The organism is Aeromicrobium sp. 9AM (assembly GCF_902506105.1).
Classification (GTDB): Bacteria; Actinomycetota; Actinomycetes; order Propionibacteriales; family Nocardioidaceae; genus Aeromicrobium.
In genome coordinates, this window is record NZ_LR733304.1 from 1,331,613 (window position 1) to 1,344,367 (window position 12,755).

Consider the following 12,755-nt stretch of genomic DNA (forward strand, 5'->3'; position numbering starts at 1 on the left):
GAGGACCACTGCGGCAGGGTGCGCGCTGACGAGGCCGTTGTGGCCCGTCGACGAGCGGACGACGCACCGCAGGATGACTCAGCAACGGCGCTTGTCGATGGGCGACAACTGACTTGTCAGTGCTCGTGCCCAGCAGGCAGGAGCCGAACGCAGCGAGCAAAGTGGTCGCCTTGAAGGACTTCAGGCTTGCTTGCGCTCGATCGGGGTGTGGTTGCGACCCAGCAGCCAGGCCATCGCGGCGAACGAGGCGATCTGCAGCGGCCAGCCCAGCGCGATCTTGGAGGTGCCGAGGAGTGCGACGTGGTCGGTGGCCCACAACGGGTACTGCACCACGACGCGCAGGATGCACGGCGCGGCCATCATCCAGGTGAGCTGTGAGCACAGCTTCACGAGCCCGCGGTCCTCGTGCCACGCCGTCGGGTCGCCGGTGACGCTGCCGATCATGAACCCGAGCAGCGGCCAGCCGACGATGATCGACAGGATGAAGACGACCGCGTAGCCGCCGTTGTAGAGGATGCCCGGCAGGAAGACGTCGCGCGCCTCTCCGGAGCGCGACGCGAAGATCGCGGCGATGCCGATGCCGAACAGCGAGTTGAGCACGAACTGCACGGTCGAGCGCTGCGCCAGGCGTACGACCAGGAGTGCAACGGTCGCGACGACGCTGATGATCAGCGACAGCTTGAGGTCGTGGGAGATGATCCAGCAGATCGTGAACAGCGCCGTGGGCACCGCGCTCTCGATGATGCCGCGCCGGCCGCCAAGGGCCTTGGCCAGCTGTCCTCGGACGAGCTGCTCGACGGTCTCGTACGCGTCAGTCCCCGGATCGGCTCCGTGGGGAGTGGTCATGCCTCGAGTTCGTAACGTGGGTTGTAGATCACGCGGTCACCGCCGCGCATGCCGATGCGGCCGTACGCCTTGAGCTGCCGGCCGGCCGAGACGCCTTCGATCTTGCGGCGGCCGAGCCAGATCAGGGTCACACAGTCCGAACCGTCGTAGAGCTCGGCCTCGAGGGCCGTGACGCCGTCGACGGGACGCAGCGTGACGGAGCGCAGGACGCCGTGGATCGTGACGACGGCGCGGTCGGCCTGGGACGCGATGAGCTTGCAGCCGGCCTTGGCGGCGTCGTGCTGGAGCTCCTCTGCCTCGATGTTCTCGGTCGAGAGTCGTTCAAGGGTTCTGCTGATGCGTCCCATGCTGAAATTCTACTCCTCGGTCGATGCGGCGACGGCGTTCTCGGGCAGTGTGAGCAACAGCGCCTCGCGCGGGATGCGGGCCTCGTTGCCGCGCACCACGATGACGTCGCGGAAGGCCTGCATCAGCGGGCCTTCGTCGCTGGGATTGAGGCCGGCCTCGCCGAGGAACGTTCCTCGGAGCAGCCAGCGCGGGCCCTCCACGCCGACGATGCGGCTGGGCTGGAAGCCCTCCTCACCGTCCGGCAGCTCGACCGGCACGCTCACGTGGAGCTCCGGGCCGAATGGCCCGTCGATCTGCTCGCTCGTTCCGCCCAGACGGGTGACCTCGAGGATCAGGTCGTCGCGCACCTCGTCCCACAGTCCGCCGGAGCGGGTCGCGGCGAACGCCCGCACCTCGAGCGCGGCATCCTCGGCAACCATGACGACCGATGCGATCTGGCCCTCCTCGCCCTCGGCCGGCAGCTGGATCGAGAACGCCTCCTGCCCACGTACGAGCAGGGGTCCGAGGTCGACGTACGACGGGTCACCCTCGGGCGACTTCTCCGACGCGTCCCACGGACCGTTGGCGCGTACGTCTGGCGGGTTCTCGACCTCGACGACGTCCTCGTCGACCTGGTCCTTCTTGCGGCGGCGCACCATCAGCTTCTCTCCCCGTGGGCTTCGGCGGTCGCGTGACCGCCGGTCGAACCGTATCCTCCGGCACCGCGTACCGAGTCGGGCAGTGACTCGGTCTCGGTGAACACCACCCGTTCGACCCGCTGGATGACCAGCTGCGCGACGCGGTCGCCGCGCGTCAGCTGGACGGACTCGCGGGGGTCGTGGTTGACCAGGAGGACCTTGATCTCCCCACGGTAACCCGCATCGATCGTTCCCGGGGTGTTGACGATCGACAGGCCATGACGCAGGGCCAGTCCGGAGCGGGGGTGGACGAAGGCAGCGAGGCCTTCGGGCAGCGCCACGGCGATGCCGGTGGGGACGAGCACCCGCTCGCCCGGTGCCAGGTCGACGTCGACGGTCGTCACGAGGTCGGCTCCTGCGTCGCCGGGGTGCGCGTACGCCGGGAGCGGGACTCCCGGATCCAGCCGGGTGATGCTGACCTCGAACATGGCAGCGACCCTACCTGCGTCGGAGTGCTGGCCGGCATGAGGCAAGGTTGAACCGTGACGACGTACCGCGAACGCCTGACCGCCCCGGCATCCTGGTGGCTGGCCGCCCTGGTGTTCGCCGCCGCATGGGGCTGGATCATGCTCGTCGCGACGAACTGGTCGATCGCGATCGTCGCGACGGTCATCGTCGCCGCACCGTGCCTGTACGCCGTCTGGCGCTACGGCTCCCTGCTGATCTCGGTGGACGCCGACGGCCTACGGGTGGGTCGCGCGTCGATCGATCCCGCTCACGTCGGAGCGGTGGAGCCGCTGCACCGGGCGGACTACCGGCTCAAGCTCGGCACGGACGCCGACGCCCGCGCCTATCTCGTCACCCGCCCCTACATCGACAGGGGCGTGCTCGTCCCGGTCGCTGACGACACCGACCCCACGCCCTACTGGATCGTGTCGAGCCGCCGTCCGGACGCGCTCGCCGCTGCTCTGGGCCACACTGAGAATGCGCCGGCGCCGGCGCACGACCCGAACGGAGACACCCCCGGTGGCGAAGAAGAAGGCTAAGCAGGCCGACAAGCTCCTGGCCGAGGCTGCCACGACGCCCAAGACCAAGGCACCCGGCAAGGGCGCGTGGAGACTCATGGACCGCGGCTCGTCGATCGTGGCCGGCCTGCTGGCGCAGCGCGCGTCGGTCCTGGCGTGGCGCGCCGTCACCGGCAAGAAGCCACCGAGCAGCGGGCGGCACCCCGACGTGACGACCGGCGAGGCCGTGGCCTGGGCCGTCGTGGGCGGGGCGATCATCGAGCTCGTCAAGGTCGGCGTACGCCGTGGCACCGCGACCTACTGGGTCAAGTCGACCGGTCACCTGCCGCCGGGCATGAAGCCCCTCGAGAACTCGACCCCGGACAACGCAAAGGAGCCGGTCCTTGCGGATCCGGCTCCCGAACGTTCGACCAAGAAGAAGGTCAGTAGGCGCAGTCGCGGCAGATGAGCACGCCGTTCTTCTCCGATGCCAGCTGGCTGCGGTGATGCACCAGGAAGCAGGACGAGCAGGTGAACTCGTCGAGCTGCTTGGGCACGACCTGGACCGCGAGCTCCTCGTGTGACAGGTCCGCACCGGGCAGCTCGAAGTTCTCGGCGGCCTCGGTCTCGTCCTCGTCGACCTTGCCCGAGCTCTTCTCGTGCCGACGCGCCTTGAGCTCCTCGATGCTGTCCTCGGACTGCTCTTCTTCGGTCTTGCGCGGTGCGTCGTAATCGGTAGCCATCAAATCTCCCTTTGTGCGGAACAACCGGCGTGATTGTGCCACACGCCCCAAATGTTCCGTTCGTCAGAACCCACAAGCACGTACGAGGGCGAAATATTCCTCAGCAATCGCAGGATGAGCAGCCATCACCATACGCTCGTTCGGACCGCCGTCGAGGCCACTGAGGAGCAAGCCTGATTCTGCCGCGATCAGACCGCCCGCAGCGAGGTCCCAGGGCTTGAGTCCCTGCTCGAGATAGGCGTCGTACCAACCCTCCGCGAGGCCGCACAGATCAAGCGCCGCGGAGCCGATCCGGCGGATGTCCCGCACCTGCGGCAGGAACGTCGGCATGGCGGCGGCCTGCGCCGTGCGGATCTCGGGGACGTAGTTGAACCCGGTCGCGACGAGTGCATGGGCCACCGACTCCGGCCGCGGCGCGGACAGCATCCGGCGCTCGTCGCCGTCGTAGCACCATGCCCCGGCGCCGCGCACGGATCCCCACTCCGCGCCGGACGCGATGTTGATGACGTGCCCGGCCACGACCTCGCCGTCCTGGCGCGCAGCGATCGAGACGGCGTACGACGGGATGCCGTAGACGAAGTTGACCGTGCCGTCGATCGGGTCGACGACCCAGTCGACACCGGATGTCCCGATGACGTCGTTGCCCTCCTCGCCGACGAAGCCGTCGTCGGGCCGGGCGGCGAAGATACGTTCACGGATCAGCTGCTCGGACGCCTCGTCGATCTCGGTGACGACGTCGGTGGGGCTCGACTTGGTCGACGCGATGTCGACGCGGCCCGACGGTCGGCGGCCGGCGACGAACGCGGCGGCTTCGCGGCCGACCTCGCGGGCCAGCGTCAGGAGCTGTTCGGTCATGCGGTTGCCGTCGCAGCGCCGTCGCCGACGCCGCCGATTGTCGGCAGCGCCGAACGCGGGTTGAGGCAGCAGTCGGCCGGACACACGTCGTGCGACGGTCCGAGATCCCCCAGCGAGCAACGCTCGGGCTGCTCGCCGCGCTCGATCGCCGCGCGCTCGAGCACCAGGTCGCGCACCATCGCGACGAAGTCGGGGTGCGCGCCAGGGGTGTCGACCCGGTCGTAGGCCATGCCGAGACCGTCGGCCGTCATCTTGGCCTCGGTGTCGAGGTCGTAGATGACCTCCATGTGGTCGGAGATGAAGCCGATCGGCACGACCACGACCGACCTGGTGCCCGACTCGTGCAGCTCACGCAGGTGGTCGTTGATGTCGGGCTCGAGCCACGGCATGTGCGGTGAGCCCGAGCGCGAGCAGTAGGCCAGCGACCAGCGATGCGTGCCGACGCCCTCGGCAACCAGCTCAGCGACGCTCTCGTGCTGCCGGACGTACGCCTCACGGCCCGGTCCCCCGCTGGCGAGGTTCATGGTCTCGGGGATCGAGTGGGTCACGAACACGACGTGCGTGCCGTCGGGCGCAGCGGCGAGCGCCTCGGCCGTCGCCTCGATGAACGGACCGACGAAGCCCGGGTGGTTGAAGTAGTGGCGCAGCCGGCTCAGCTCGATGCCGAGACCGCTGACCGCGTCGTAGAGGTCCTCGCGGTACTGCCGGCAGCCGGAGTAGGACGAGTAGGCGCTGGTCACGAAGCAGGCCGCACGACGTACGCCGTCGGCCGCCATCTGGCGCGCGGCGTCTCGCAGGTAGGGATCCCAGTTGCGGTTGCCCCAGTAGATCGGCAGGTCGACACCGTGCTCGGCGAAGTCCTTGCGCATCGCGTCGAGCAGCTCGATGTTGAGCTCGTTGATCGGTGACTTGCCACCGAAGAGGAAGTAGTGCTGACCGACCTCCTCGAGGCGCTCGCGCGGGATGCCGCGGCCGGCGGTGACGTTCTCGAGGAACGGGACGACGTCGTCGGGGTGCTCGGGTCCGCCGAACGACACGAGCAGGAGTGCGTCGAAGGGGCGGGCATCCATGTGCTCATCATCCCACCGCCACAGATATGGTCGGCATGCTGGGAGGCCTTGGATGCTGACGACATATCGGGACGTGCTGTCACGACCTGGTGCTGCGCTGTTCTCCCTCACCGCTGTCGTGTCACGACTGCCGTTGTCGATGGCCGGGTTCGGCATCGTGCTGCTGGTGTCGGAGCGGACCGGCTCGTACGGCCGAGCGGGCGTGCTCGCCGCGGTGTACGTCCTCGCGGCGGCGGCGTTCGGCCCGTGGCAGGGCCGGCTCGCCGACCGGCTCGGCCAGGCCAAGGTGCTCTGGGTCGTCGGCGCGGTCTATGCGTTCGGGATGGCGCTGACCCTCGTCGCGATCGACCAGGAGTGGGCGACCCCGCTGCCGCACCTGTGCGTCGCGATCGCCGGGCTCGCGACACCACAGACCGGCAGCATGGCCAGGGCGCGGTGGACGCACGCCGTCGCCGAGCGGAGCCAGCTCAACACCGCGTTCTCGATCGAGGCGGTGCTGGACGAGGTCGTCTTCATGGTCGGCCCGGTCCTGGTCACCGTGCTGACGCTGCAGATCTCCGACTTCGCCGGGCTCGTCTGCGCCGCCGCCGCGGCCTCGCTCGGGTCGTGGGCGCTCGCGGCCCAGCGACGTACGCAGCCGCCGAGGATCGACCACGTCGCCGGGGCCCGTGAGCCGATCGGCTGGGGCCTGCTCGGCCCGGTCGTCGTGGCGTCGATCGGGCTGGGGATGCTGTTCGGATCGGCCGAGGTCATCGTCGTCGCGTTCTGCACCGAGGAGGGCAACCGCGGCGCGGCCGGCTTCGTCATCGCGATCTGGGCGACCGCGAGCCTGATCTCGGGAGTCGTGATCGGAGCGCTGCCGCAGCCCGCCGAACCACTCCACCGGCTGCGCGCGGCACTGCTCGCGCTCTCACTGCTGTTCGCCCCCCTGCTAGTCCTGCCGGGCATACCCCTGATCGCGGCGGGCATGTTCCTGACCGGCTTCATGATCTCCCCGACCCTGATCGCGATGGTCAACCTGATCGAGCAGCACGCGCCGCCATCGCGGCTGACCGAGTCGCTGGTGTGGATGACGACAGGGGCGGCGGTGGGGGTCGCGCCGGGCTCGGCGATCGCCGGCTGGGTCGTCGATCATCACGGCGCGTCGACAGGCTTTCTGGTCCCGCTGATCTCGGGTCTCGCCGGTGCAGCCGTCGCGTGGAGCATCCGCACACCGTCGCGGGACCCGGCGGGGTGAACATCGGACCGATGTGGCATTAACCTTGGGCTCGACATGACCCAACTCACTCTCGCCGAGCGCAGCGTCGAGCTCGTACGCACCTGGATCGATCCCAAGCACACCTCCGCCCGCCGGGCCGATCCCTCCGCCGAGCGCCTGGCCAAGCTGCTCAAGGACCCGCACGGGCTCGAGTTCACGATCGGTTTCGTCGACCGGGTCGTACGCCCGGACGATCACCGGGTCGCCGCGCGCAACCTGCGGGCGCTCGCCCTGCACACGCCGTCGTTCCTGCCGGCCGGCCAGCGTGTCCTGCTCAAGCTCGGCGCGGTGACGGCGGTCCTGTTCCCCAAGCTGGTCGTGTCGATCGCCCGGCGCACCCTGCGACGCATGGTCGGCCACCTCGTCGTCGACGCCCGTCCCGTGCAGCTCGGCAAGACCATCAAGCGCCTGCGCGCCGGTGGCGACCGGCTCAACCTCAACCTGCTCGGCGAGGCCGTCCTCGGCGAGGGCGAGGCAGCGCACCGCCGCGACGGCACGATGGAGCTGCTCGAGCGCGACGACGTCGACTACGTGTCGGTCAAGGTGTCGTCCGTCGCCAGCCAGCTGTCGATGTGGGCGTTCGACGAGTCCGTCGCGCGCGTCGTCGAACAGCTGACGCCGCTCTACGAGCGCGCGTCGACCGGCGAGCCGACGTTCATCAACCTCGACATGGAGGAGTACCACGACCTCGACCTCACGGTGGCGGTCTTCAAGGCGATCCTCGAGTCCTACCCCGACCTTGAGGCCGGCATCGTGTTGCAGGCGTACCTGCCGGACGCCCTCAGCGCGATGCAGGACCTGCAGGAGTGGGCGGCCAAGCGACGGGCGCAGGGCGGGGCGCCGATCAAGGTCCGCGTCGTCAAGGGCGCCAACCTCGCGATGGAGCGGGTCGACGCCGCGATGCACGGCTGGCCGCTGGCGACCTGGCCGACCAAGCAGGAGACCGACACCAACTACAAGCGGGTCCTCGACTGGGCCATGACGCCCGAGCGGGTCGATGCCCTGCGGCTCGGCGTCGCCGGCCAGAACCTCTTCGACATCGCGTACGCCTGGCTGCTCGCCGGTGATCGCGGCGTGCGCGACAGCGTCGATTTCGAGATGCTGCTCGGCATGGACAGCGGTCCGGTCGACGCCGTCCGCGACGACATCGGGCAGCTGCTGCTCTACACCCCAGTCGTGCACCCCTCGGAGTTCGACGTCGCGATCTCCTACCTCGTGCGCCGGCTCGAGGAGAACGCCAGCAGCGACAACTTCATGTCGGCGGCGTTCGAGCTGGCCGACGAGCCCGACCTGCTGGCCCGCGAGATCCAGCGCTTCTTCGGCTCCGTCGACGCCCTCGACGACGCGGTGCCCGAGCCGCACCGCACACAGAACCGGATGACCGAGGTCGCGCCCGTACGTTCCGGGGCGTTCACGAACACGCCGGACACCGACCCGTCGACGGCCGGCAACCGCGAGTGGGGCCGACTCGTGCTCGCGCGATCGGCCTACACGCAGCTCGGCACCGAGACCGTGCGCGTCAACAAGATCCCGGGGCCGGCGAGCCTCGAGAGCGTCGTCCAGGACACCCGCGTCGCGGCCAAGGCGTGGGAAGGCCGCGGCTCCGAGGTGCGCGGCTGGATCCTGCACCAGGCCGGCAGCGCGCTGGCCGCCCGCCGGGGCGACCTCGTGTCCGTCATGGCCGCCGAGGCCGGCAAGACCATCGCCGAGGCCGATGTCGAGGTCAGCGAGGCGATCGACTTCGCCCACTACTACGCCGAGTCGGCCCGCCGCCTCGAGGCCGTCGACGGCGCGGAGTTCGTGCCCGACACCCTGACCGTCGTCGCTCCCCCGTGGAACTTCCCGGTCGCCATCCCGGCTGGCTCGGTTCTCGCCGCCCTGTCCGTCGGCAGCGGCGTCATCATCAAGGCCGCGCCACAGACGCGCCGCTGCGCCGCCGTCATGGTCGAGGCGCTCTGGCAGGCCGGCGTGCCGCGTGACGTGCTGCGCTACGTCACGATCGACGAGGGACCGCTCAGCAAGGCGCTCATCTCGCACTCCGACGTCGACCGGGTCATCCTGACCGGTGGCTGGGACACCGCCAACCTGTTCCGCTCGTGGCGGCCCGACCTCCCGCTGCTCGCCGAGACGAGCGGCAAGAACGCCATCATCATCACGCCGAGCGCCGACATCGACCTGGCCGTCGCCGACCTCGTCAAGAGTGCCTTCGGGCACGCCGGCCAGAAGTGCTCCGCCGCGAGCCTCGCGATCCTCGTCGGGTCGGTCGGCGACTCCGAACGGTTCCAGCGACAGCTCGTCGACGCCGTCTCGTCGCTCAAGGTCGGCTTCCCCCACGACCCCGAGGTCACGATGGGCCCGATCATCGAGCCGCCTCTCGGCAAGCTCGCCGAGGGCCTGACGTCGCTGGGCGACGGCGAGGAGTGGCTGCTCGCCCCGCGCCAGATCGGTCCCGATCCCCGCGTGTGGTCGCCCGGCGTGCGCACGGGCGTACGTCCCGGCGGCCGGTTCCACACGACGGAGTACTTCGGACCGATCCTCGGCATCATGAAGGCCCGCTCGCTCAACCAGGCCATCGAGTGGCAGAACGCCACCGACTACGGGCTGACCGCCGGCATCCACTCGCTGGACGCCAAGGAGGTCAACACCTGGATCAACTCGGTGCAGGCCGGCAACCTCTACGTCAACCGCGGCATCACGGGTGCCATCGTGCAGCGCCAGCCGTTCGGTGGCTGGAAGCGGTCGTCGGTCGGCACGACCGCCAAGGCCGGCGGCCCCAACTACCTGACCCACCTCGGCACGTGGCGACCGCGGCCGCTGCGCGCCGCCGAGTCGCCCGAGCTGTCGCGTGAGGTCTCCCGGCTCCTCGATGCCGTCCGGCCCCAGGTCAGCGGCGCCGAGCACCGCGACCTCATCGCCGCGGCATCGTCCGACCACGTGGCGTGGACCCGCGAGTACGGCATCCTCAAGGACGTCTCCAAGCTGGGCGTCGAGCGCAACGTGTTCCGCTACGTCCCCGTCCCGGTGGCGGTCCGCTTCGACGGCAACTTCCTCCCCGAGCTCATCCGGGTGCTGCTGGCTGCTGCGCGTACGGGCGCACCCGTCGCGGTCAGCTCACGCACTCCCCTGCCGTCCGGGCTCGCACCCAAGGCCCGGATCGAGACGCATGACGCGTGGCTCGCGCACATCGCGGCGACGCGGCCCCCGCGCATACGCCTGGTCGGTTCCGATGCCAGGGACGTCGCCGTCGCGGTCGACGGCGATCCGGATGTCGCGATCTACGCCGGCCCGGTGACCCCGTCGGGTCGGGTCGAGGCGCTGCCGTTCCTGCAGGAGCAGTCGGTGACGATCACCAACCACCGCTTCGGCAACCACGACCCCGAGTTCGACCTGGTCCTCCCCCGCACCCCCCGCTAGCCGACTGCCCCGCTGGGAGTGACGTTGTGCATGCGACACGCCGAAGCCAGCCTGTAAAACGTCACTCCCAGCGAGGGTCTAGCCGTGCGGGATGCCGGGCGGCAGGGGTGCGGTCCAGCCGCGCTTGAGGGCGATCAGGCGCCAGCCGAGGCACACCACGAACGCCAGGGCGTACCACCACTCGACGTATCCCTCGTGGTGCACGATCGTCGCGATGAAGGCGCCGGCGAAGGCGGGCGTCGCGTAGAGCTCGCCGCGAAAGATCACCGGCACGCGGCCGGCGACGACGTCGCGCAGCATGCCGCCGCCGACTCCGCTCAGCGTGCCCAGCACCGAGGCGGCCAGCACCCCGAGCCCGGCCTCGTCCGCCTTGACCGCGCCGGTGACGCAGAACAACCCCAGGCCGACCGCGTCGAGGACCATGATCTGGCGCTCCATGCGGCCGAACGCCGGGTGGAACACGAACACCACGAGAGCCGTCGCGGCGGGCACGACGAGGTAGCGCCAGTCGTCGAGCGCGGCCGGTGGCACCGACCCGATCAGCACGTCCCGCAGGACGCCGCCGCCCAGGCCCGTGATGAGCGCGAGGACCGTGACGCCGAAGACATCGAGCTCCTTGCGCACGCCGACCAGGGCCCCGGTCGAGGCGAAGACCGCGATTCCGGCCAGATCGAGGACCAGGAGGAGGGTGTCGGACACGTCGACGACGCTATCTGGTCTCGGCGCGTCACCGCAGGTTCGCCACCTGCGCGCCTAGGATGAGAACACGCTTCGAGTGAACGCCCACCCGGAGCCGGCGTCACATCGGAGGCGATGACATGCGTGATCTCGGTCTCGACGGACTGAGCGAGGACAGACGGTTCCTCATCGCGCGTGATTCGTCCACCGGTGAGCGATTTCGCATCCCCGCTGATCACCGCCTCGCTTCCCTGATCGGCAAGCCGTCCCACTCTGGGAACACCTCCGGCCAGTTGGAGATCCGCATGGAAAGCTCACTCAGCCCGCGCGACATCCAGACCCGCATACGCCGCGGTGAGACCCCGCAGGCGGTTGCCGACTCGGCCGGTGTCCCGGTCGAGCAGATCCTCGGTTTCGCCGGCCCGGTGCTCGCCGAGCGCGAGTACATGTGCGAGCAGGCCCGCAAGACCTCGATCCGCCGCAAGCACGTGGGCGGCGCGGGCGTGCTGCTCGGCACCCTCGTCACCGAGAACATCGCCGCCAACGGCGGCGTGCCCGAGTCAGCCAGCTGGGACTCATGGCGGCGCGAGGACGGCCGCTGGAACGTCCAGGTCACCCCCGAGGGTGCCGCGCATCCGGCCAGCTTCCTGTTCGACGTCAAGAGCCGCTACGTCGTGCCGGCCGACGAGTTCGCCCACGACCTGGTCGGCGACGTCGCCCTGCCCGACTCGGCCGACATGGCCATCGCGGACGCCGTGCGTACGCCGGCCCGTCCCGAGGCGCCCGAGCCCGTCGCGCCCCTCGAGGTGGTCGACGAGCTCGACCTGCCCGCACCGGTCGAGGAAGGCCCGCAGATCGGCGTCGCGTCGCTCAAGGAGGCCCGCGATCGCAAGGCGCTCGAGCAGCTGACGATCACCGAGCCCGAGGTCGCCGAGCCGGCCGCTGAGGTCGAGCACGAGGTCGACGACTTCGAGGACTCGCTCGAGCACGACGTCGCCGTGCCCGACACGATGGGCCCGCGCAAGAAGCGTCACGAACGCCGTCGCGTCCCCAGCTGGGACGAGATCATGTTCGGCGACAATAAGTCCGATTGAGCGAGCCCTGCGAGCGAACGTCGGACTTAGGTTGAGCGATCACGCCGAAGGCGTCAGATGACGAAACCTCGCGAGCTGACCTCCCGACGCTGGAACGCGCAGCGGCGGGAACGTCCTTTCGACAAGCTCAAGGACCGGAGACTCGCTCACCCAAACGGCAGGACATCAGGCGACATGGCCGAGGCCTTCGCCGACGCGGCGGTCATCCTGCGGCGATGGTGCCGGCGGCACAGCACCTCGTAGCCGACCACGAGGTCGTCCTCGTCGGGCGTCAGTTCATGGTCGACATCGCCGACAACGATGACGTCGCCCTCCGTGACCATGATCCCGTCCTCCGTGCGCGCGTTGTGCGTCGCTCGCTCCCCGCACCAGCAGAGCGCCTCGACCTGCAGCGTGTGCACATGGTCCGCGAGCTCGATGAGCCGCGCCGAGCCGGAGAACAGCTGCGTGCGGAAGTCGGTCAGGATGCCGAACGCGAAGACGTCGATCGACAGCTCGTCGGTGATCTTGGCCAGCTGGTCGATCTGGTCCGCGGTGTAGAACTGCGCCTCGTCGCACACGAAGTAGTCGATGCGGCCGCCCTGGGTCAGCTCGTCGACCGTGAACTGCCAGAAGTGGAACTCGTCGTCGACCTCGATCGCCGGCACGGCGAGCCCGAGCCGGCTGGAGAGCGTCGCGGCCCCGGCCCGGTCGTGCGACGTGAAGACCCGTCCGACGCGGCCCCGGGCCCTGTGGTTGTGGTCCATCTGCAGCGCGAGCGTGCTCTTGCCGCAGTCCATCGTCCCGGAGTAGAAGTTCAGGTCTGCCACGGCCACCATCCTGCCAGCC

14 protein-coding genes are annotated in these 12,755 nt (G+C 69.6%); 5 read left to right on the forward strand and 9 right to left on the reverse strand.

Annotated elements, in window-relative coordinates:
• Window positions 1–180: 180 nt before the first annotated feature.
• From BOSE46_RS12810 to dut, 4 genes are read right to left on the reverse strand one after another with little or no spacing between them, the layout of a single operon-like run.
• A complete protein-coding gene (locus BOSE46_RS12810; RefSeq protein WP_159540608.1) occupies window positions 181–846 on the reverse strand; it encodes a DUF3159 domain-containing protein in 666 nt (221 codons plus the stop codon).
• A complete protein-coding gene (locus BOSE46_RS12815; RefSeq protein ID WP_159540609.1) occupies window positions 843–1,193 on the reverse strand; it encodes an OB-fold nucleic acid binding domain-containing protein in 351 nt (116 codons plus the stop codon). Before BOSE46_RS12815 ends, BOSE46_RS12810 begins: the two co-directional genes overlap by 4 nt.
• 9 nt (window positions 1,194–1,202) lie before the next feature.
• Window positions 1,203–1,832: a DUF3710 domain-containing protein gene (locus BOSE46_RS12820; protein WP_159540610.1), complete on the reverse strand. Its 630-nt coding sequence runs from the start codon at window positions 1,830–1,832 to the stop codon at window positions 1,203–1,205.
• A complete protein-coding gene (dut, locus tag BOSE46_RS12825; protein ID WP_159540611.1) occupies window positions 1,832–2,299 on the reverse strand; it encodes a dUTP diphosphatase in 468 nt (155 codons plus the stop codon). Before dut ends, BOSE46_RS12820 begins: the two co-directional genes overlap by 1 nt.
• Window positions 2,300–2,353: 54 nt before the next feature.
• Between dut and BOSE46_RS12830 the strand changes: the two genes are divergently transcribed.
• Together BOSE46_RS12830 and BOSE46_RS12835 are read left to right on the forward strand one after the other, a co-directional pair.
• Entirely contained in the window at window positions 2,354–2,857 is a 504-nt protein-coding gene (locus BOSE46_RS12830) for a DUF3093 domain-containing protein (RefSeq protein ID WP_159540612.1), read from the forward strand.
• Window positions 2,838–3,284 carry a DUF4235 domain-containing protein gene (locus BOSE46_RS12835; RefSeq protein WP_159540613.1) on the forward strand — a complete coding sequence of 149 codons (447 nt, stop codon included), beginning with the start codon at window positions 2,838–2,840 and terminating at the stop codon, window positions 3,282–3,284. Before BOSE46_RS12830 ends, BOSE46_RS12835 begins: the two co-directional genes overlap by 20 nt.
• Here BOSE46_RS12835 and BOSE46_RS12840 read toward each other — a convergent pair.
• The 3 genes from BOSE46_RS12840 to BOSE46_RS12850 form a co-directional block, all read right to left on the reverse strand.
• Entirely contained in the window at window positions 3,259–3,558 is a 300-nt protein-coding gene (locus BOSE46_RS12840) for a DUF4193 domain-containing protein (protein ID WP_056213481.1), read from the reverse strand. The genes BOSE46_RS12835 and BOSE46_RS12840 overlap by 26 nt on opposite strands.
• Before the next feature lie 63 nt (window positions 3,559–3,621).
• Window positions 3,622–4,413, reverse strand: coding sequence for an inositol monophosphatase family protein (locus BOSE46_RS12845; RefSeq protein ID WP_159540614.1), 792 nt, complete (start codon window positions 4,411–4,413; stop codon window positions 3,622–3,624).
• Entirely contained in the window at window positions 4,410–5,483 is a 1,074-nt protein-coding gene (locus tag BOSE46_RS12850) for a ferrochelatase (protein ID WP_159540615.1), read from the reverse strand. Before BOSE46_RS12850 ends, BOSE46_RS12845 begins: the two co-directional genes overlap by 4 nt.
• Before the next feature lie 52 nt (window positions 5,484–5,535).
• Here BOSE46_RS12850 and BOSE46_RS12855 point away from each other — a divergent pair, with 52 nt between their 5' ends.
• Together BOSE46_RS12855 and BOSE46_RS12860 are read left to right on the forward strand one after the other, a co-directional pair.
• Window positions 5,536–6,720 carry an MFS transporter gene (locus BOSE46_RS12855; protein ID WP_159540616.1) on the forward strand — a complete coding sequence of 395 codons (1,185 nt, stop codon included), beginning with the start codon at window positions 5,536–5,538 and terminating at the stop codon, window positions 6,718–6,720.
• A 36-nt stretch (window positions 6,721–6,756) separates the two neighbouring features.
• On the forward strand, window positions 6,757–10,155 hold the full coding sequence (locus tag BOSE46_RS12860) for a bifunctional proline dehydrogenase/L-glutamate gamma-semialdehyde dehydrogenase (RefSeq protein WP_159540617.1): 3,399 nt from the start codon (window positions 6,757–6,759) through the stop codon (window positions 10,153–10,155).
• Between the two features lie 78 nt (window positions 10,156–10,233).
• Here BOSE46_RS12860 and BOSE46_RS12865 read toward each other — a convergent pair whose 3' ends face one another.
• The gene (locus BOSE46_RS12865) at window positions 10,234–10,854 is read right to left on the reverse strand and encodes a trimeric intracellular cation channel family protein (RefSeq protein WP_159540618.1); all 621 of its coding nucleotides are present in this window, start codon (window positions 10,852–10,854) and stop codon (window positions 10,234–10,236) included.
• Between the two features lie 119 nt (window positions 10,855–10,973).
• Here BOSE46_RS12865 and sepH point away from each other — a divergent pair, with 119 nt between their 5' ends.
• Complete coding sequence (gene sepH, locus BOSE46_RS12870; protein ID WP_159540619.1) at window positions 10,974–11,927, forward strand: septation protein SepH; 954 nt, start codon at window positions 10,974–10,976, stop codon at window positions 11,925–11,927.
• Window positions 11,928–12,073: 146 nt separating this feature from the next.
• Here the strand turns inward: sepH and BOSE46_RS12875 are convergent, their stop codons facing one another.
• A complete protein-coding gene (locus BOSE46_RS12875) occupies window positions 12,074–12,742 on the reverse strand; it encodes a thymidine kinase (protein WP_236551846.1) in 669 nt (222 codons plus the stop codon).
• Window positions 12,743–12,755 lie beyond the last annotated feature (13 nt).